Raw genomic sequence first — 20,400 nt, forward strand, 5'->3', positions numbered from 1 at the left:
TTACTGGGGCTGCTTGCCGATGTAAGCCAGAATGCCGCCATCGACGTACAGGATCAGGCCATTGACAAAGTCAGAAGCCTCGGATGCCAGGAAGACAGCAGGTCCGCCCAGATCCTCTGCCTCGCCCCAGCGGCCTGCGGGGGTCTTGGCAACGATGAACTGGTCGAAGGGATGACGGCTGCCGTCGGGCTGGATCTCGCGCAGAGGTGCGGTCTGCGGAGTAGCGATGTAGCCGGGTCCAATGCCGTTGCACTGGATGTTGTATGCGCCGTACTCAGAAGCGATGTTCTTGGTGAGCATCTTCAGGCCGCCCTTGGCTGCAGCGTAGGCGGAGACGGTCTCACGGCCCAGCTCACTCATCATGGAGCAGATGTTGATGATCTTGCCGCCGCCCTGTGCGATCATGTCGGGGATGATGGCCTTTGCCACGATGAAGGGAGCGTTCAGGTCAACATCGATGACCTGACGGAACTGAGCAGCGCTCATCTCGGTCATGGGGATGCGCTTGATGATACCGGCGTTGTTGACCAGAATGTTGATGTGGCCCACTTCCTCGGTGATCTTTGCCACCATGGCGTTGACGGCATCCTCATCGGTAACGTCGCAGACATAGCCGTGAGCCTTGATGCCTGCTTCTTCGTAAGCAGCGATGCCCTTATCCACCAGCTCCTGCTTGATGTCGTTGAACACGATGGTAGCGCCATTGGCTGCCATTGCCTTTGCAATTGCCATGCCAATGCCGTAGGATGCGCCGGTGATCAGCGCGACCTTGCCGGTCAGATCAAAAGATTTGGGAGTGCACTGTGCCATAATAGAGTCCTCCAATCAAATTGTTCCTTTGCGGGGAAGCCCCGTTTTTGCTCTGCAGGACGCTCAAAAAGCCGAACTCTCGATTTCAGCATCCTTCTTGTATACAGGGTAACATTCTTTTTGGGCTCTGTCAAGGCATTTTCTTCTGCATTTTTGCTGTATTTTTAATTTTCCGGGAAATTTTTTCGTGAAAAGTCGTGCAAAGCTGCAAAAACCCGGGTTTTTCTTGTATACACGGTTTCAGCCATTAGCGGTGCGCACAATTTCGGCGGAAAAATTTGGGCTTGTTGACAAGAGCCATCTTAAGCCATCCAGAATATCATCCCAGCTTCTTTTTCTGCTGCCGTGCCACAATGGGCATCAGCAGGGAGGCAGGCAGCAGCTTCTGCGCCGTGGTGCATGCCCGCATAAAGGCCGAGGGCACGATGATGGTCCTGCGGTGCATCATGCCGTGCATGGCTTCCTGTACGCAGAACTCCGGCGTGATGCCCTTGAGGGCAAACACCACCCCTGCCCGGTCGTTGAACTCGGTATCCACCGGCCCCGGGCAGAGCGCACACACGTAGACCGGGCTGTGCAGCTCCTGCAGCTCCCGGGCAACGCCCCGGGTCAGGCTGACCACATAGGCCTTGCTGGCATAGTAGCCCGCCATATAGGGCCCGCCGGGCAGCAGCCCCGCCGAGGACGCCACGTTCAGGATGGTGCCGCCGCCTGCCGCGTGCATCCTGCGCACCGCAAAGCGGAACAGCCGCGCCATGGCTTCCACATTCACCCGGATCATTTCCTCTTCCCGGGCGTCGTCGGTCTCCAGATAGCTGCCGCACACGCCAAAGCCCGCGTTGTTGATAAAGATATCAATGGTCTCCCCCTCCAGCTCCTTGAAAAGGCGCTGGCAGTCCTCTTCCTTTGCAAGATCGGCAGGCAGGATGCGGCAGGGCGTGCCCAGCTTTGCGGCCAGCGCTTCCAGCCGGTCGGTGCGGCGGGCGGTCAGGATAAGCCGGCAGCCCAGCTTTGCATAGCGGCGTGCAAACTCCTGCCCGATGCCGGAGCTTGCACCAGTGATCCAAATGGTCTTTTGCATGGTGATTTTCCTTTTTCCTCTCGCCCCCAGAGCGGGGGCTTTCTGTACTTATTGCCCCTATTTTAACACAGTTTGGCCGCATTTTCTATGCAATTTTCGTAAACTATAAAAAGAGTGTCCGGAACACCTGCGGCATCCCGGACACTCTCATAGATTTTATTTCAACAGGTTGTCGTTCTCGAAGTAATCGATCCGCATGGACTTGCGCACCTCGGCCAGCGTAGCAGCGGCAGTCTTTTCGGCATAAGCGCTACCCTCCTTCAGGATCTCCACCACCTCGGGCAGGCGCTGTTCCCACTCCTTGCGGCGGGTGCGGATGGGCTCCAGTTCGGCCTGCATGACGCTGTTCAGGAACTTTTTCACCTTCACGTCGCCCAGACCGCCGCGCTGGTAGTGTGCCTTTACCTCGTCGAGGTTCTGGTATTCCGGCCAGAACTCGGCAAAGTGCTCCGGGCGGCAGAAGGCATCCAGATAGATGAACACCGGGTTGCCCTCCACCTTGCCGGGGTCCTGCACCCGCAGGTGGTTGGGGTCGGTGTACATGGACATGACCTTCTTTTTGATGTCCTCCGGTTCCTCGGAGAGGTAGATGCAGTTGCCAAGGCTCTTGCTCATCTTGGCCTTGCCGTCGGTGCCGGGCAGGCGCAGGCAGGCGGCGTTCTGGGGCAGCACGATCTCCGGCTCGGTCAGGGTATCGCCGTAAACAGCGTTGAATTTGCGCACGATCTCGCAGCACTGCTCGATCATGGGCTTCTGGTCCTCACCGGCAGGCACGGTGGTGGCGTGGAAGGCGGTGATGTCCGCAGCCTGACTGATGGGGTAGCAGAAGAAGCCCACCGGGATGCTGGTCTCAAAGTTGCGCATATGGATCTCGCTCTTGACGGTGGGGTTGCGCTGCAGGCGGCTCACGGTGACGAGGTTCATATAGTAGAAGCTCAGCTCAGTCAATTCCGGCACCATGGACTGGATAAAAATATGGGTCTTGGCGGGGTCGATGCCGCAGGCCAGATAATCCAGCGCCACCTGCAGGATGTTCTGGCGCACCTTTTCCGGGTTGTCGGCGTTATCGGTCAGGGCCTGTGCATCGGCGATCATAACGTAGATCTCATCGTACTCGCCGGAGTTCTGCAGGCGCACCCGCTCCTTCAGGGAACCGACATAGTGGCCCACATGCAGGCGGCCGGTGGGACGGTCGCCGGTCAGAATAATCTTTTTCATGATGTTCTCCTTTATTTTGCCGGAAGGCGGCTTGCCCTCTCCGTCTTTGCTCCGCAAATCCACCTCTCCCAAAGGGAGAGGCCTTGGCATAACGGTATACTTCGTGTAGACTGCCAAAGGCTCCCACTTTGGGGGAGCTGGCGCGAATGCGCCTGAGAGGGCGAGGATGCTGCCCTTAAAAGCATCCGCCCACCAACAAATTTTCAATTCTAAAACATGCTTTAAGTATATCCCGCCTCGCATTTTCTGTCAACAAAAGCGGCCGGAGAAAAAGAAAAAAGCGATGGAAAACTTCCATCGCTTTGCTGGCGCCTCTTGCCTGACTCGAACAGGCGACACCCTGATTAACAGTCAGGTGCTCTAACCGACTGAGCTAAAGAGGCATCTATATAAAACGGCACATGACCGTTTTACTACTATAAAATGGTGACCCGTACCGGAATCGAACCGATGTTAAAGGCGTGAGAGGCCTCTGTCTTAACCGCTTGACCAACGGGCCATACGTCCATTTTGCATCGGGTGTTCGCTCCCGACTTGGCTATTTTAGCATAGCACGCCTACTTTGTCAACACAAAAATTCAATTTTTTCAAAAAATCTTCCGCACCCGGGCTGCGCCGGTGTGGAACAGGCCCAGCGCCAGCCCCAGATATACGCTGATCACCGTATCGTTCTGGTCAAATTCCATCTGCTGGCGCTGCGGCAGGCCGGCCAGTGTACCCTTGTATACGCACCGCAGCTCTTCCAGCCGGGTGTAGTCGTTCGGGTGCATCAGGGTGCTGTGCTTGGGCAGCTCCATGGCACCGCTCTTTTCCAGCACCTCGCTGACGAACTGGGAGCAGAAATAGTGCCGGCGGCGCTTCCAGCGGATATGCATCCCGCAGAGCGCAAGACCGATAACGTTGAACTGGTAAAGGCTGCCGTGGGCCATCATGTGCTCGGCACGGCGGCGGGCACGGGTGTAGGCTTCATCGCTCACATCCAGCGCATACAGTGCGCAGGGCACGTTCTCCCGCAGACGGAACACGCCCCGGTTCAGGTATTCCCTGCTGGGCCCTGCCGGGAACATGGTATAGCCGTTTTTGCGGGTAGAGCTGTACAGGCAGCTCAGGTCTTCGTCAAAAGCCAGCGAAGCGTGGGTATAATTTGCACCGGTAACAGCGTAAACAAGGTTTGAAAGCAGGGTACCCGACCGGGTGAGCAGGATGTAGATGGTCTTCATGATCTTTTTCCTTTTTATATGTAGCACACAGAAAAAGCGAGGCTGTCCTTTTGTCAGATACAGTATACCACAGGCAAAGCTTCTTTGTCATAAAAATCGTCAAAATCTCGTAAATTTTGCACAAATCGGGCTGTGGTTCCTGTTCCGCTCTTCCCTGCCGCGCCGTTTTGCGGGAAGGGCCGTTTTTGTGCTCGGTTTTTCATGGATACCAGCTCGTCAAAATTTTATCAAAAAATTGTTTTTCTGCCTTTCCACCTTATTTTTTCAGGTTTCGCCCCCTGCTTTTGTTTCCTGAATTTGTTTCAGGCAGTTAAATTTCTTAATGAAATTTGTTTCTTTTCTGCAAATAGCACGATTCGTTTATTGATTTCGGGATACTTTTATGTATAATGATATGCAGGAGAATTTGCATTTACAAACTGCAAGCCTTCTGCGCAGCGCCCGGCCCGCCGGGAAACGCTGTGCCCTATACAGGACGTATGGATCAAACGAAAGTAGAGGTATAGCGAATATGGCAAAGTTGGATCTTACCAAGTATGGCATTACCGGCACGACTGAGATCGTGTACAACCCCTCCTACGAGCAGCTGTTCGAGGAAGAGACCAAGCCCGGTCTGGAAGGCTACGAAAAGGGCCAGGTCAGCGAGCTGGGTGCTGTGAACGTTATGACCGGCATCTACACCGGCCGTTCTCCCAAGGACAAGTTCATCGTTATGGACGAGAACTCCAAGGACACCGTGTGGTGGACTTCCGACGAGTACAAGAACGACAACCACCCCGCTTCTCAGGAAGCATGGGCTGCTGTGAAGGCCATCGCTCAGAAGGAGCTGTCCAACAAGCGCCTGTACGTGGTGGATGCATTCTGCGGTGCCAACAAGGATACTCGCATGGCCATCCGCTTTGTCATGGAAGTTGCATGGCAGGCACACTTCGTCACCAACATGTTCATCAAGCCCACCGCTGAGGAGCTGGAGAACTTTGAGCCCGATTTCGTTGTCTACAACGCATCTAAGGCCAAGGTTGAGAACTACAAGGAGCTGGGCCTGAACTCTGAGACTGCTGTTGTGTTCAACATCACCAGCAAGGAGCAGGTCATCGTGAACACCTGGTACGGCGGCGAGATGAAGAAGGGCATGTTCTCCATGATGAACTACTTCCTGCCGCTGAAGGGCATGGCTTCCATGCACTGCTCTGCCAACACCGACCTGAACGGTAAGAACACCGCTATCTTCTTCGGTCTGTCCGGCACCGGCAAGACCACCCTGTCCACCGATCCCAAGCGTCTGCTGATCGGCGATGACGAGCACGGCTGGGACGACAACGGCGTGTTCAACTTCGAGGGCGGCTGCTACGCAAAGGTCATCAACCTGGATAAGGACTCCGAGCCCGATATCTACAACGCCATCAAGCGCAACGCTCTGCTGGAGAACGTCACTCTGGATGCTGAGGGCCACATCGATTTCGCTGATAAGAGCGTTACCGAGAACACCCGTGTGTCCTACCCCATCAACCACATCAAGAACATCGTCCGCCCCATTTCTTCTGCACCCGCTGCAAAGAACGTCATCTTCCTGTCTGCTGACGCATTCGGCGTTCTGCCCCCGGTCTCCATCCTGAGCCCCGAGCAGACCCAGTACTACTTCCTGTCCGGCTTCACTGCAAAGCTGGCAGGCACCGAGCGCGGCATCACCGAGCCCACCCCCACCTTCTCTGCATGCTTCGGCCAGGCCTTCCTGGAGCTGCACCCCACCAAGTATGCTGAGGAGCTGGTCAAGAAGATGCAGAAGAGCGGCGCCAAGGCTTATCTGGTCAACACCGGCTGGAACGGCACCGGCAAGCGCATCTCCATCAAGGATACCCGCGGCATCATCGACGCCATCCTGAACGGCGACATCAACAATGTGCCCACCAAGAAGATCCCCTACTTCGACTTCGAGGTTCCCACCGTGCTGAACGGCGTGGACACCGGCATTCTGGATCCTCGCGACACCTATGCTGACGCTTCCCAGTGGGAAGAGAAGGCCAAGGATCTGGCAAGCCGCTTCATCAAGAACTTCAAGAAGTACGAGGGCAACGAGCACGGCAAGGCTCTGGTCTCTGCCGGCCCCCAGCTGTAAGCTGATCTCCGCCTGATACTGAAGCGATAAAAAAGGACGTGTTCCCGCAAGGGAGCACGTCCTTTTTGTTTTGTAAACCGGAAGGTAAACGTTCCGTCGGTTGTGTTTTCCACATTTCTGTGTTATCCTGTGGAAAAGGATGTGAGCAGAATGGATGCAAAAGAATTTGGTGCATTCCTTGCACAAGTGCGCCGGGAGCGGAACATGACGCAGGCCGAACTGGCTCAGCAGCTTCACGTTACGGATAAAGCTGTCAGCCGCTGGGAACGCGGCATCGGGCTGCCAGACATCAACACGCTGGAGCCGCTGGCCGATGTGCTGGGCCTGACCCTCGCTGACCTGATGCACTGTCATGACTCCCGTCAAAAAGATGCCACTCCTCCCGTTCCTCTGGAAGATTTTTTCACCATGCTGCGCCGCCAGCACACTGTAGACTGGCATTCTGTGCGTACTGCTCTTCTTGCATTAAGCATTGCACTTGCCCTGTGGGGAATTTTTGCCTGTCCAGGCAGATTAGCTGTGCACTGGCGGACTCTCAGCGATGGTTCGCTTCAGGCCGACGGCTGGATGTCCTCCCTGGTCATTTTTCCATTGTTTGCCGGATTTGAATTTCTATCTCTTGAGCTCTGGAACAATTTTGAGCAAACCGGTTACTACCGGCGCTGGGGTGAGGTGAATCTTTTTATCATTCATGCCATGTCTTTCGGCACGCCGCTTACCCGTCTGATGCGGCTCGTGCTGGATCTTCTGTTCTTTTTCTGTTTTGGATTTCTGCTTCCATGCTGCGAAGCATGGCTGATCCTTTTGAATTAAATGCCGCTTTCCTCTGCGTCCCCACCCGTGAAAAAGCAAAAGAGCAAAGCCCGCCGGCTTTGCTCTTTTGCATAAGGATCAATCATTTTTCCACTGCTATGCCCAGAGCACAGCGGAGGGCATTTTAAATCGTTTTTACTTGGCAGCGTCGAACTCTGCCTCGATCTCTGCCGAGGGTGCCGGGGTGACAAGGCTCACCACAACACAGACCACCAGAGACATCAGGAAGGCAGGCAGCAGCTCGTAGATGCCAAACACGCCGCCCAGCGGGCTGATGATGTACTTCCATACAAAGACCATCAGGCCGCCGGAGAGCATACCGGCCAGTGCGCCCTGCCAGTTGCAGCGCTTCCAGAACAGGGAGCACAGCACCACTGCGCCAAAGGAGCCGCCAAAACCGGCCCATGCAAAGCTGACGATGCCGAACACGCTGGAGTTGGGGTCGCGGGCTAGCACCACGCCCACCACACTGATGCAGATGATGGTCAGGCGGGCAGCGAACAGGCTCTGCTTCTCGGTCAGCTTCATGTGGCCGAACTCCTGCAGGATGTTCTGGGATACGCTGGAGGCCGCTGCCAGCATCTGGCTGTCGGCGGTGGACATGGTAGCGGCAAGGATGCCGGCAAGGATCAGACCTGCCAGAATGGCTGCCAGCACGCCGTGCTGAGCGATCAGGCTGGCCACGCGCACGATCAGGGTCTCGCTGGAAGAGCCGCTCAGGAACTCCAGCGCGCCCGCCTTGGTCATGCCCAGACCCACCATGCCGATGACGATGGAAGCGGTCATGGCAATGACCACCCACACGCTTGCAATGCGGCGGCTGAGCACCAGCTTCTTTTCGTCCTCAATGGCCATGAAGCGCAGCAGGATGTGGGGCATGCCGAAGTAGCCCAGACCCCATGCCAGCGTGGACGCGATGTCCAGCAGACTGTAGGAGGTAGCGGTGTTGTCTGCCGCATTGTGGCTTGCAGCCATGGTCAGGTAGCCGGGCAGGCTGCGGGCGTTGTCCAGAACCACGTCCCAGCCGCCTGCCACGCTGACACCATACACCAGCACTGCGATCAGCGCCATGCTCATGACAACGGACTGGATCAGGTCGGTGGTAGACACCGCGCGGAAGCCGCCCATGATGGTGTAGCCCACAATGACCACAGCGGACAGGATCATAGCCGCCATGTAATCCACGCCAAACAGGCTGTTGAACAGCTTGCCGCAGGCGGCAAAGCCGGAAGCGGTGTACGGGATGAAGAACACGATGATGATGACCGCGCCCAGCGCGTTGAGCAGGTTGCGCTGGTCATGGAACCGCAGGGAAAGGAACTGCGGCACCGTGATGGCATCCAGATTGGCCGAGTAGCGGCGCAGGCGGCGGGCCACGATGAGCCAGTTGAGCCATGTGCCCACAGCAAGGCCGATGGCCGTCCAGCCCGGCGACGCGATGCCGGTGAGATATGCAAGGCCCGGCATACCCATCAGCAGCCAGCTGGACATATCGCTGGCTTCGGCGCTCATAGCCGTGACCAGCGGGCCCATCGTGCGGCCGCCGAGGTAGAAATCGCTGCTGTCCTCGTTGGATTTGCTGTAGACAAAGCCAACCAGCAGCATTCCCACCAGATAGATCACAATGGTGGCAATGATGCAGATATTGATCATTTGATTACCCCTCTCTTTCTTCCCCTCAACGGGAACATATCTTAAATATTACCACAAAAACCTGCATTCCTGCAAGCTTTTCGGGCAATTCAAGAGCACAAACTGCTGTTTTTCCGGGTTTTGAACAGAAAAAGCAGCATTTCTGGTGCAAAATCCATCAGAAACACTGCCGTCGTAAATTGATATCCGCAGCCCGGCGTAAAGCCGTATCCGTATTGAACCAAAAAAGCACCCCCTGCCATGGCCTTGTAAGGGTCAGCAGCGGGTGCTCTTTTTGGTTTATGTCTGTACAAAGAAATCCGGGAACCGTTCCAATATCTTCTGGAAATTCTCGCGGTACATGCCAAGGTGATGCTCAAACAGGGCTTCTACGTCCACGTCCAGCGGCAGGCCGTCCCGCAGATAGCCAAAGATCTGCTCGTGCTCTTTCTGCACCGAGGCAATATTTCCCCGGCAAAGGGCCGAGTCCAGATACCGCACACGGTCCATATGGGAAGTAACGTTGTGCATGGCCTCCCAGATGCGGTCGTAGCCGGAATCGTGGTACAAAAGCCTGTGGAAGTCGTTATCCAGCGAGATGAAGAAGTCATCTGCTGCATCCTGATCCAGATAAAGGTCTTCGTTCTGCCGGTTCAGCAGTTCCTGAAATTCGTTCAGCTGTTCCCTTGTCAGCTTTCCGGCCAGCCCGCGCAGCAGCGCCGGTTCCAGAATGCGGCGCATGGCAAAGCCTTCGTTCAGGTATGGAACGCTGATCTTGGACACAATGCTGCCGCGCTGCGGCAGAACATCCACAAGCCACTCGCTTTTCAGCATCATCAGCGCTTCGTGTACCGGTGTGCGGCTCATGGCCAGCTGTTCGCACAGTTCGGCCTCGCTCAGCTGACAGCCCGGCTGCAGCTGCAAGGTCATAATATTTTTGCGCAGCATACGGTAGGCGTAAGCCCGGTTATTTTCGTCCATTCTGCGCACGTCCAGCAGCAGCGGCAATGCGCTGGCCTTTTCTTCTCTCATAGCAGTTCCCTTTTTTGCTTGCCGTAATTTTACCGCAGGGCGCACCGCCCCGCAGACATCTGAAATCATTCTTATTATAAAGCATCCCGCGGCACATGTCAAAAGAAAAAGCACCAAGCATTGCTGCTTCGTGCTTTTTTGTGGTGCGCCTCGCGCACTCCTATCCGGACGGTGCGCCGCTGGTGGCCATCACCGGCCAAGTGGGCACCGACCGGATGCACATCCCGGTGGTGAATACCATGATGGCAAAGGGCATCATCCCCATGGATGACAAGTACAGCCTGTGGACCATCGGCATCCCCCAGAAGGACTATGTGAACCAGCTGTTCGACCGGGCCGATCCATATTCTGTACTTTTTTATTTGTTCTTTGTCATTTTTATTTTTGAATAAGTATTACTTCTGCCATTATTCTGCAATAAACTTTCCAAAATCAAGTCCAGAACACTACACTGTCACGCCCAGTTCATCCGGCCGTAGCGGGTGGTCAGCTGGCAGATCTCCTTTTGGAGCTTTTTGCTCAGCTGGGTCTTTTTCAGCCGCCAGCGCCAGTTCTGGCCCACGGTGGAGGGCTTGTTGATGCGGGCAGAGTTGTCCAGCCCCAGCCAGTCCTGCATGGGAACGATGCAGGTCGCCGCTGCGCTGCGCAGGATCAGTGCGATCATGCTTTTATAGAGCTGCTCCTCCGGGGTGGCATAGTCGTACAGGTAGTCCCGCACCATGGCGCGCTCGGCATCGGTGACAGTCTGATACCACGATACCAGCGTCTCGTTGTCGTGGGTGCCGGTATAGGCCACGCTGTTCACCGGGTAGTTGTGGGGCAGATAGTCGCTGGCACTGCCGGTGTCGCGGGAGTCAAAGGCAAATTCCAGCACCTTCATGCCGGGGAAGCCGCTGTCCCGCACCAGCTGACGGACCGTCTCGCTCATATAACCAAGATCCTCCGCAATGATCTCCCGCTTGCCCAATGCCTGCTCCACGGCGCGGAACAGCTCGATCAACCACATCGAAAACCCGAATCTTCTGGCAACCAAGATCATCGTGCCGCATAAGCTCATCCAACGGGAGAGCTGCTGCCCGCCGCCGGAGATCTGATGTGCAAAAAACGAGGCCGTTCCCTCTCTTTTCCAGAGAGGCAGAACGGCCTCGTTTTGCTTATTTTTTCCGGTACTCCCGGGGTGTCATGCCGAAGTGCGCCTTGAACGCCCGGTTAAAATAGGAGAGGTTCTCAAACCCGCACCGGGAAGCGATGGTCAGAACCGTCTCATCCGTGGCCTGCAGCGCTTCGGCGGCGGCGTTGAGCCGGTACTCGTTCAGAAAGGCCACAAAGCTCTGCCCGGTCATCTGCCGGAACCACCGCATGAAGTGGCTGGCACTGAAGGAGCAGACCCCGGCGGCATCGGCGACCCGGAGTTCCTCGGTATAATGGGCCGAGAGCCATTGCAGGAGCGTTTTCAGCCGCTGGGTGTCGGCTGTCTCGGCGGCAAGCCGCTGCCGGCCCTGTGCAAGGAGCAGAGCAAGAAACCGCAGCAATGCCCCCTTGACCTGCAGCTCGTAGCCGGGGAGCTTGGCGCGGTTGGCATCCTCCACCTCCCGCAGGCAGGCAGCGGCCTGCAGATAGCACAAATCGTTCGGGGTCAGCCGCGCAGGCAGCGACAAGCGCCCGCTTTGCAGCGGAAGCAGATATTTCTCGGCACAAAGGTCCTCTGCGCCGCCCAGAAGCTCCAGCTCAAAAATGATATTTTCGTATTCCATGCACTGCCCTTCGGCCTGCCGCAGGGCATGGAGGGTGCCGGGCGTAAAAATAAAGATGTCTCCCATGCGGGCCGGGCAGCTCTCAGCGCCCACCTGCACCAGTCCTGTGCCCCGCTTGACAAAGACCAGCTCCATGCTCTCCTGCCAGTGGAGCGCCACCTGCGGAAAGTCCCCCGGAATGGTGCAGGGATACAGATTGAAGGGAAACCGCACGGCACCATGCTGCTTGGTCTCCTGCAAAGATGCCTGATTTTGCATTGTTTCACCTCCCGATGATAGGATTGTACCACAGTCTGCGCTTTTTAGGCAAGATTTTGATTGTTTTATGTGGTATATCTGGAAGTACAGATGTCAAACCTGTTTTCCGCAAGGTGTATTTGAAAACAAAGAAAATGACGAATATTTCGCAAGCACAAGCGAGATCCAAGGCTGTTTCACGCAAGATCCGGCTGTGCTTGCAGAAATAGACTAAATTTTCAACTTTTCAGATACACCCTAACAAAGGAGGATGCATTTATGAGCTTTACCGAAACGTTACAGGGTCTCACGGGCAAGCCGCTGGCAGACTGCACGAATCAGGAGCTGTATCTCGCGCTGCTGGAACTCGTCCGGCAGAAGAGCGCCGACCGTGTGCAGCCGGTCACCGGCCGCAAGCTGTACTATATCAGCGCCGAATTTCTCATCGGCAAGCTGCTGTCCAACAACCTCATCAATCTGGGACTGTACGATGAAGCCCGCGATGCACTGGCTGCCGTCGGCAAGAGCCTTTCCGATATCGAAGAGGTGGAGCCGGAACCTTCTCTGGGCAACGGCGGTCTGGGCCGTCTGGCTGCCTGCTTCCTCGACTCTCTGGCAACGCTGAACCTGCCCGGCGACGGCGTGGGCCTGCGGTATCACTTCGGCCTGTTCCACCAGTCCTTTGAGGACGGCGTGCAGAACGAAAAGCCCGACCCGTGGCTCACCGCCCACAGCTGGGCAGAAAAGACCGACATCACCTACCCGGTGGAGCTGGCGGGCAAGGAGTACACTGCCCGGCTGTACAAGCTGGCGGTCACCGGCTACGAGGGCCGCACCAACACCCTGAACCTGTTTGACCTTGACACCATCGATGAGAGCATCGTCCATGACGGCATTGCCTTCGATAAAACTGCCATCGACAAGAACCTGACCCTCTTCCTCTACCCGGACGATTCCGATGAGGCAGGCCGCCGCCTGCGGGTGTACCAGCAGTACCTGATGGTCTCTGCCGGTGCCCAGCTCATTCTGGCCGAGTGTGCCGCCCGGGGCTGCGATTACCATGATCTGGCCGACTACGCCGCCATCCAGATCAACGACACCCACCCCAGCATGGTCATCCCGGAGCTGATCCGGCTGCTGGGCGAAAAGGGCATCGAATTTGAGGAAGCCGTAAAGATCGTCACAAAGACCTGCGCCTACACCAACCACACCATTCTGGCCGAAGCGCTGGAAAAGTGGCCCCGCGCCTATCTGGATACCGTGGTGCCCCAGCTGATGCCCATTATCGAAAAGCTGGACGCACTGGCCCGCACCCGCACCAAGGACGAGAGCCTTGCCATCATCGACAAGGACGACCGGGTGCACATGGCCCACATGGACATCCACTTTACCCACTCCACCAACGGCGTGGCAGCGCTGCACACCGAGATTTTGAAAAATTCCGAGCTGCACGGCTTTTACGAGCTGTATCCGGAAAAGTTCAACAATAAGACCAACGGCATCACCTTCCGCCGCTGGCTGCTGGAATGCGACCCCCGCCTGACCGCCGCGCTGGAACAGCACATCGGCTCCGGCTTCCGTAAGGATGCCACCGAGCTGGAAAAGCTGCTGGCTTTTGCTGACGACGAAGCTGTGCTGGAGCAGCTGACCGCTGTGAAAAAGGCCAACAAGGAAGCACTGGCAGACTGGCTGCTGCGCACCCAGAAGGTGAGCGTGAACACCGATGCTGTGTTCGATATCCAGTCCAAGCGCCTGCACGAGTACAAGCGCCAGCAGCTGAACCTGCTGTACCTCATCCATCAGTACTACGAGATCAAGGCCGGGCACCTGCCCGCTGCTCCGCTGGTGAGCATCTTCGGTGCCAAGGCGGCACCTGCCTACACCATTGCAAAGGACATCATCCATGCGCTGCTGACCCTGTCCAAGGTCATTGCCGCAGACCCGGAAGTGTCCAAGTGGCTGCAGGTGGTGTTCGTGGAGAACTACAACGTTACCGCCGCCGAAAAGCTGATCCCTGCCTGCGACCTGTCCGAGCAGATCAGCCTTGCCTCCAAGGAAGCTTCCGGCACCGGCAACATGAAGTTCATGCTGAACGGCGCGCTGACGCTGGGCACCATGGACGGTGCCAATGTGGAGATCAGCCAGCAGGTGGGCGAGGAGAACATCTATATCTTCGGCCAGACCTCCGATCAGGTCATCCACCGCTACGCCGTGGGCGACTACGACCCCGCCCAGTGGGTGGAGGGCGATGTCAACATCCGCCGCGCCATCAACTTCCTCACCGGCCCGGAGATGCTGGCCGCCGGTCACGCCGAAAACCTGACCCGCCTGCACAACGAGCTGATCCATAAAGACTGGTTCCAGACCCTGCCGGACTTCAACGCCTACGTTGTGCGCAAGGGGCAGGCCCTCAGCGATTACGCCTGCGACCCGAAGGGCTGGCGGCGCAAGTGTCTGGTGAACATTGCCAAAGCGGGCATGTTCTCCTCCGACCGCACCATTGCCGAGTACGACCGCGACATCTGGCATCTGGGCAAATAGTTTATTATCGCAATTTTATTGATCTTCTGCCGCAGGACGAGATCTATCTAACCATGGGCACCGCCTACGATTTGCGGCATCAAAGAAGATTTCCAAAATCTACTGTACGCAAAATTTCTATCGGCACAAACTCTATGCTGCCAGAATTTCTGCGCGACCCGCCTGGATGAGGTGGTTGCCGCCATCCGGAAGCACCCCTATTTGGAGCTGCTCTATGAGCCGGGCGCAGATGAACACAAATAAAAGACGGGGTGCTGCACAAATGCACAGCACCCCGTCTTTTACTTATTCTGCTTTCCCTTCCAGTCTGCTTTTATACCCTTCGCCCCATGCCCACATGGCATCCAGAACCGGCTTCAGGCTATACCCCAGTTCCGTCAGCGTATATTCCACCCGGGGCGGCACTTCAGCGTAGACCTTCCGGGTCAGCAGCCCGCTTTCCTCCATCTGCCGCAGCTGAGCGGTCAGAACCTTCTGAGTTACATGACCGATGGACTTTTTCAGCTTCTATGACCGCTCTGCTGGAACTGCTGAAGAATGCAGACCCCGAAGTAAAGGCGCAGCTCCGTCTGGCTCTGCTGACCTAATGCAAAATTTACCACGCATTTCAAAGTAATTCCAGCCCATGCAGAGGATTCCTATGAAAACTCCAACCGTGCAAAAACCGTGCATTGACCGTGCAAGCCCCGATTTTTCGGGGTTACATAACAAAAAAGAACGCCAAATCTTACGATTTGACGTTCAATATCTGGTGCACCTCCAGGGACTCGAACCCTGGGCCCACTGATTAAGAGTCAGTTGCTCTACCAACTGAGCTAGAGGTGCATATTATCAGAATGCGGTTTCTTCATTCTGATAACTCAAGTCGGCGACTACCTATTTTCACGCGCCGTTTCCAGCGAACTATCTTCGGCACAAGTGAGCTTAACTTCTGTGTTCGGAATGGGAACAGGTGGAACCTCACCGTCATCGACACCGACCGATCTGACTGAACCAGTATAACATGTTTGTTGTACTTTGTCCAGTGTTTCTTAGAAGGACGTGCCTTCAAAACTGAATAATCACTGCTTACATTTTTTCGTTGACTCTCAGAGTCTCAAGCGAATTGTGGTCAAGCCCTCGACCTATTAGTACACACTTGCTGAATGGATCGCTCCACTTACACATCGTGCCTATCAACCTTGTAGTCTTCAAGGGGTCTTACTTGTTTGAAACAATGGGATATCTTATCTTTGGGTCGGCTTCACGCTTAGATGCTTTCAGCGTTTATCCGATCCGTACATAGTTGCCCAGCTATGCTCTTGGCAGAACAACTGGTGCGCCAGAGGTACGTCCGCTCCGGTCCTCTCGTACTAGGAACAGCTCCCATCAAATATCCTGCGCCCACGACAGATAGGGACCGAACTGTCTCACGACGTTCTGAACCCAGCTCGCGTACCGCTTTAATTGGCGAACAGCCAAACCCTTGGGACCGAATACAGCCCCAGGATGCGATGAGCCGACATCGAGGTGCCAAACCTCCCCGTCGATGTGGACTCTTGGGGGAGATCAGCCTGTTATCCCCAGGGTAACTTTTATCCGTTGAGCGATGGCATTTCCACTCACATACCACCGGATCACTAACTCCAACTTTCGTTACTGCTCGACCCGTCAGTCTCGCAGTTAGGCTCGCTTCTGCGTTTGCACTCTTTTGCTTGATTTCCGTTCAAGCTGAGCGAACCTTTGAACGCCTCCGTTACTCTTTAGGAGGCGACCGCCCCAGTCAAACTGCCCACCTAACAATGTCCCCCGCCTTGATTCAAAGGCGCAGGTTAGAATTCCAATATCGCAAGGATGGTATCCCAACGGCCACTCCACAAGCGCCAAAGCACCTGCTTCCCAGTGTCCCATCTATCCTGTGCATGCAACATCGAAACCCAATATTAGGCTACAGTAAAGCTCCATGGGGTCTTTCCGTCTTGTCGCGGGTAACCGGCATCTTCACCGGTACTACAATTTCGCCGGGCGGGCTGTTGAGACAGTGCCCAAATCATTACGCCTTTCATGCGGGTCAGAACTTACCTGACAAGGAATTTCGCTACCTTAGGACCGTTATAGTTACGGCCGCCGTTCACTGGGGCTTCGATTCAATGCTTGCACATCTCCTCTTAACCTTCCAGCACCGGGCAGGCGTCAGCTCGTATACGTCATCTTTCGATTTAGCACAAACCTGTGTTTTTGGTAAACAGTTGCTTGGGCCGATTCTCTGCGGCTGCATTGCTGCAGCACCCCTTCTCCCGAAGTTACGGGGTCAATTTGCCGAGTTCCTTAACAACCCTTCTCCCGTTGGCCTTAGAATCTTCTTCCTACCTACCTGTGTCGGTTTGCGGTACGGGCACCGCAGAAATACACACAGCTTTTCTCGCCATCTTCCATCCCGGACTTCGGTACTAACTTCCCTCGATCGCTACCGGAACCAACACCCGGCTCCGAGACTTCATATGTGTCCCTGTGTTTAACTCTTTTGGTGGTGACGGAATCTCTACCGTCTGTGCATCGGCTACGCCGTTAGGCCTCACCTTAGCTCCCGACTAACCTGGAGCGGACGAACCTTCCTCCAGAAACCTGAGGCTTTCGGCCATGCAGATTCTCACTGCATTCGCGCTACTCATTCCGGCATTCTCACTTCTATACACTCCACAGCCGCTTGCGCTACTGTTTCACCGCGTATACAACGCTCCCCTACCCAGCATGTAATCATGCTGCCTAAGCTTCGGTGTCAGGTTTAGCCCCGTTAAATTCTCCGCGCAAAGACGCTCGACCAGTGAGCTATTACGCACTCTTTGAATGAGTGGCTGCTTCTGAGCCAACATCCTGGTTGTCTACGTATCTTCACATCGTTTTCCACTTAACCTGACTTTGGGACCTTAGCTGTAGATCTGGGCTGTTTCCCTTTTGACAATGACATTTATCTGACACTGTCTGACTCCCAAGCATCAATACTCTGGCATTCTGAGTTTGATAAGCTTCGCTAACCTCTCGGCCGCTAGGCTATTCAGTGCTTTACCTCCAGGTATCTAACTTGAGGCTAGTCCTAAAACTATTTCGGGGAGAACCAGCTATCTCCGGGTTCGATTGGAATTTCTCCGCTACCCACAGTTCATCCGCCGCCTTTTCAACGGAGGTCGGTTCGGTCCTCCATGGAATTTTACTTCCACTTCAACCTGACCATGGGTAGGTCACCCGGTTTCGGGCCCATTATATGCAACTTAACGCCCTTTTCAAACTCGCTTTCGCTTCGGCTCCAGACCTTAAGTCCTTAACCTTGCTGCATACAATCGCTCGCCGGACCGTTCTACAAAAAGTACCCTATCACGCATTGACGCGCTCTAGGTGCTTGTAGGCACAGGGTTTCAGGTTCTTTTTCACTCCCCTCCCGGGGTGCTTTTCACCTTTCCTTCACAGTACTATACGCTATCGGTCACTGGGTAGTATTTAGGGTTGGAGGGTGGTCCCCCCATATTCCGACCAGGTTTCACGTGTCTGGCCGTACTCTGGATCCTGCGCAGCTCTCTCCGTTTTCACCTACGTGGTTCTCACACTCTCTGACCGGCCTTCCCATGCCGTTCGGTTAACAGATTAAGTCCTAAAAGCAGTCCGTACCCCGAAAGTATTTCTACTCTCGGTTTGCCCTCTTCCGCGTTCGCTCGCCACTACTTACGGAATCTCGTTTGATGTCTCTTCCTCGCCCTACTTAGATGTTTCAGTTCAGGCGGTTCCCTCGATATACCTATTTTGAAGTTCAGTATAACGTACCTGAGTATGAACCCAGGTGAGTTTCCTCATTCAGAAATCTCCGGATCAATGCTTATTTGCAGCTCCCCGAAGCTTATCGCAGCTTATCACGTCTTTCATCGGCTCCCAGTGCCAAGGCATTCGCCCTGCGCCCTTGTTCGCTTGACCTTTCAAACGTTCTCTTAGGAACATTTGATATCCTCTTGATTCTCTCTTGCCAACGAAGATTATTGTTACCCTTCCTTTTGAAATTGTAATATTTCTTAAAAAAGAACTTACTATAATCTTTGTTTCGCAGTTATTATTCAGTTTTCAAGGTACGTCTTTGAGTTCCCTTTTCAGGGCCCTCAAAATCGAACAATATCTACTCTGCTTGTTTGTTGCCTGTCCAAGGACTGTCCATCTTTTGATGTCCTGTCCTTGCCTGACTCCTTAGAAAGGAGGTGATCCAGCCGCAGGTTCTCCTACGGCTACCTTGTTACGACTTCACCCCAATCACCAGTTTTACCTTCGGCGGCGTCCTCCTTGCGGTTAGACTACCGACTTCGGGTCCCCCCGGCTCTCATGGTGTGACGGGCGGTGTGTACAAGGCCCGGGAACGTATTCACCGTGGCATGCTGATCCACGATTACTAGCAATTCCGACTTCGTGCAGGCGAGTTGCAGCCTGCAGTCCGAACTGGGACGTTGTTTCTGAGTTTTGCTCCACCTCGCGGTCTCGCTTCTCTTTGTTTAACGCCATTGTAGTACGTGTGTAGCCCAAGTCATAAAGGGCATGATGATTTGACGTCATCCCCACCTTCCTCCGTTTTGTCAACGGCAGTCTGGCCAGAGTCCTCTTGCGTAGTAACTGACCATAAGGGTTGCGCTCGTTGCGGGACTTAACCCAACATCTCACGACACGAGCTGACGACAACCATGCACCACCTGTCTCCTTGCTCCGAAGAGAAAACATATTTCTATGCCTGTCAAGGGATGTCAAGACTTGGTAAGGTTCTTCGCGTTGCGTCGAATTAAACCACATACTCCACTGCTTGTGCGGGCCCCCGTCAATTCCTTTGAGTTTCAACCTTGCGGTCGTACTCCCCAGGTGGATTACTTATTGTGTTAACTGCGGCACTGAAGGGGTCAATCCTCCAACACCTAGTAATCATCGTTTACGGTGTGGACTACCAGGGTATCTAATCCTGTTTGCTACCCACACTTTCGAGCCTCAGCGTCAGTTGGTGCCCAGTAGGCCGCCTTCGCCACTGGTGTTCCTCCCGATATCTACGCATTCCACCGCTACACCGGGAATTCCGCCTACCTCTGCACTACTCAAGAAAAACAGTTTTGAAAGCAGTTTATGGGTTGAGCCCATAGATTTCACTTCCAACTTGTCTTCCCGCCTGCGCTCCCTTTACACCCAGTAATTCCGGACAACGCTTGTGACCTACGTTTTACCGCGGCTGCTGGCACGTAGTTAGCCGTCACTTCCTTGTTGGGTACCGTCATTATCTTCCCCAACAACAGGAGTTTACAATCCGAAGACCTTCTTCCTCCACGCGGCGTCGCTGCATCAGGGTTTCCCCCATTGTGCAATATTCCCCACTGCTGCCTCCCGTAGGAGTCTGGGCCGTGTCTCAGTCCCAATGTGGCCGTTCAACCTCTCAGTCCGGCTACCGATCGTCGCCTTGGTGGGCCATTACCTCACCAACTAGCTAATCGGACGCGAGGCCATCTCAAAGCGGATTGCTCCTTTTCCCTCTGTGCCATGCGGCACCGTGGGCTTATGCGGTATTAGCAGTCGTTTCCAACTGTTGTCCCCCTCTTTGAGGCAGGTTCCTCACGCGTTACTCACCCGTTCGCCACTCGCTCGAGAAAGCAAGCTCTCTCTCGCTCGTTCGACTTGCATGTGTTAGGCGCGCCGCCAGCGTTCGTCCTGAGCCAGGATCAAACTCTTTATAAATGATATTTATCACTTAAAAGTGTTAAATCTTGTTCGCTCAGCACGCAATCGCTTGCGTCCTGTGTGAATTACTTTTGGAATTGTTTTTAGTGTTTTTCCAAACACTTAAAAGGTTCCTTACAAGTTTTTCGATATTGTTCAATTTTCAAGGTCCTGTAGCGCCTCAGCCTTGTGGCTGACGACCTGTTTATTGTACCACCGAAGTGGTTTTTTGTCAAGCCTTAT

Annotated in this window: 13 protein-coding genes, 3 tRNA genes, 3 rRNA genes and 1 pseudogene; 5 read left to right on the top strand and 15 right to left on the bottom strand. The window is 54.9% G+C overall.

The genetic code is table 11. The annotated features are described in order from the left end of the window. The 6 genes from PXT33_RS00360 to PXT33_RS00385 all read right to left on the bottom strand — a co-directional run bounded on the left by PXT33_RS00360 (window position 1) and on the right by PXT33_RS00385 (window position 4,329). Window positions 1–810: a gluconate 5-dehydrogenase gene (locus tag PXT33_RS00360; protein ID WP_097777087.1), complete on the bottom strand. Its 810-nt coding sequence runs from the start codon at window positions 808–810 to the stop codon at window positions 1–3. Between the two features lie 319 nt (window positions 811–1,129). After that, window positions 1,130–1,891 carry an SDR family oxidoreductase gene (locus PXT33_RS00365; RefSeq protein ID WP_097774184.1) on the bottom strand — a complete coding sequence of 254 codons (762 nt, stop codon included), beginning with the start codon at window positions 1,889–1,891 and terminating at the stop codon, window positions 1,130–1,132. A gap of 156 nt (window positions 1,892–2,047) precedes the next feature. Then, complete coding sequence (gene trpS, locus PXT33_RS00370; RefSeq protein WP_120121009.1) at window positions 2,048–3,109, bottom strand: tryptophan--tRNA ligase; 1,062 nt, start codon at window positions 3,107–3,109, stop codon at window positions 2,048–2,050. A gap of 306 nt (window positions 3,110–3,415) precedes the next feature. Then, window positions 3,416–3,492: transfer RNA gene (locus tag PXT33_RS00375), tRNA-Asn, on the bottom strand. A gap of 41 nt (window positions 3,493–3,533) precedes the next feature. After that, window positions 3,534–3,608: transfer RNA gene (locus PXT33_RS00380), tRNA-Glu, on the bottom strand. Window positions 3,609–3,696: 88 nt separating this feature from the next. Continuing rightward, complete coding sequence (locus tag PXT33_RS00385) at window positions 3,697–4,329, bottom strand: hypothetical protein (protein WP_097781018.1); 633 nt, start codon at window positions 4,327–4,329, stop codon at window positions 3,697–3,699. Here PXT33_RS00385 and PXT33_RS00390 point away from each other — a divergent pair. From PXT33_RS00390 to PXT33_RS00400, 3 genes are all read left to right on the top strand, one after another. Beyond that, a complete protein-coding gene (locus tag PXT33_RS00390; RefSeq protein ID WP_332375730.1) occupies window positions 4,319–4,624 on the top strand; it encodes a hypothetical protein in 306 nt (101 codons plus the stop codon). The genes PXT33_RS00385 and PXT33_RS00390 overlap by 11 nt on opposite strands. Before the next feature lie 216 nt (window positions 4,625–4,840). Further along, complete coding sequence (gene pckA / locus PXT33_RS00395) at window positions 4,841–6,445, top strand: phosphoenolpyruvate carboxykinase (ATP) (protein WP_332375731.1); 1,605 nt, start codon at window positions 4,841–4,843, stop codon at window positions 6,443–6,445. Window positions 6,446–6,595: 150 nt separating this feature from the next. Then, on the top strand, window positions 6,596–7,258 hold the full coding sequence (locus tag PXT33_RS00400; RefSeq protein WP_332375732.1) for a helix-turn-helix transcriptional regulator: 663 nt from the start codon (window positions 6,596–6,598) through the stop codon (window positions 7,256–7,258). Between the two features lie 135 nt (window positions 7,259–7,393). On the opposite strand, the gene PXT33_RS00405 is transcribed toward PXT33_RS00400, so the two are convergent. Together PXT33_RS00405 and PXT33_RS00410 are read right to left on the bottom strand one after the other, a co-directional pair. Then, window positions 7,394–8,911 carry a sodium/proline symporter gene (locus PXT33_RS00405; RefSeq protein ID WP_332375733.1) on the bottom strand — a complete coding sequence of 506 codons (1,518 nt, stop codon included), beginning with the start codon at window positions 8,909–8,911 and terminating at the stop codon, window positions 7,394–7,396. Between the two features lie 279 nt (window positions 8,912–9,190). Beyond that, a complete protein-coding gene (locus PXT33_RS00410; RefSeq protein WP_049935159.1) occupies window positions 9,191–9,922 on the bottom strand; it encodes a GntR family transcriptional regulator in 732 nt (243 codons plus the stop codon). A 95-nt stretch (window positions 9,923–10,017) separates the two neighbouring features. Between PXT33_RS00410 and PXT33_RS00415 the strand changes: the two genes are divergently transcribed. Further along, window positions 10,018–10,314 carry a hypothetical protein gene (locus tag PXT33_RS00415; protein WP_347070562.1) on the top strand — a complete coding sequence of 99 codons (297 nt, stop codon included), beginning with the start codon at window positions 10,018–10,020 and terminating at the stop codon, window positions 10,312–10,314. A 62-nt stretch (window positions 10,315–10,376) separates the two neighbouring features. Here the strand turns inward: PXT33_RS00415 and PXT33_RS00420 are convergent, their stop codons facing one another. Next, window positions 10,377–10,928 (bottom strand): 4-alpha-glucanotransferase, encoded by a 552-nt coding sequence (locus PXT33_RS00420; protein ID WP_345786142.1) that lies wholly within the window; start codon window positions 10,926–10,928, stop codon window positions 10,377–10,379. A gap of 148 nt (window positions 10,929–11,076) precedes the next feature. Then, entirely contained in the window at window positions 11,077–11,934 is an 858-nt protein-coding gene (locus tag PXT33_RS00425) for an AraC family transcriptional regulator (RefSeq protein WP_118528562.1), read from the bottom strand. A 258-nt stretch (window positions 11,935–12,192) separates the two neighbouring features. On the opposite strand from PXT33_RS00425, the gene PXT33_RS00430 reads away from it, so the two are divergent. After that, the gene (locus PXT33_RS00430) at window positions 12,193–14,454 is read left to right on the top strand and encodes a glycogen/starch/alpha-glucan phosphorylase (RefSeq protein ID WP_332375734.1); all 2,262 of its coding nucleotides are present in this window, start codon (window positions 12,193–12,195) and stop codon (window positions 14,452–14,454) included. 285 nt (window positions 14,455–14,739) lie between these two features. Here PXT33_RS00430 and PXT33_RS00435 read toward each other — a convergent pair. The 5 genes and pseudogenes from PXT33_RS00435 to PXT33_RS00455 form a co-directional block, all read right to left on the bottom strand. Next, window positions 14,740–14,961 (bottom strand): annotated as a pseudogene (locus tag PXT33_RS00435) (winged helix-turn-helix transcriptional regulator); the annotation flags it as partial. A gap of 242 nt (window positions 14,962–15,203) precedes the next feature. After that, window positions 15,204–15,279 (bottom strand) — tRNA-Lys (locus PXT33_RS00440). 38 nt (window positions 15,280–15,317) lie between these two features. Continuing rightward, window positions 15,318–15,434, bottom strand: a 5S ribosomal RNA gene (gene rrf, locus PXT33_RS00445). A 127-nt stretch (window positions 15,435–15,561) separates the two neighbouring features. Continuing rightward, a 23S ribosomal RNA gene (locus PXT33_RS00450) occupies window positions 15,562–18,396 on the bottom strand. Window positions 18,397–18,664: 268 nt separating this feature from the next. Next, window positions 18,665–20,175: ribosomal RNA gene (locus PXT33_RS00455) — 16S ribosomal RNA — on the bottom strand. The 16S, 23S and 5S rRNA genes sit together here with 1 tRNA gene alongside, the layout of an rRNA operon. Window positions 20,176–20,400 lie beyond the last annotated feature (225 nt).

Origin of the sequence: Faecalibacterium taiwanense, from assembly GCF_036632915.2 — a bacterium.
Taxonomy (GTDB): Bacteria; Bacillota; Clostridia; order Oscillospirales; family Ruminococcaceae; genus Faecalibacterium; species Faecalibacterium taiwanense.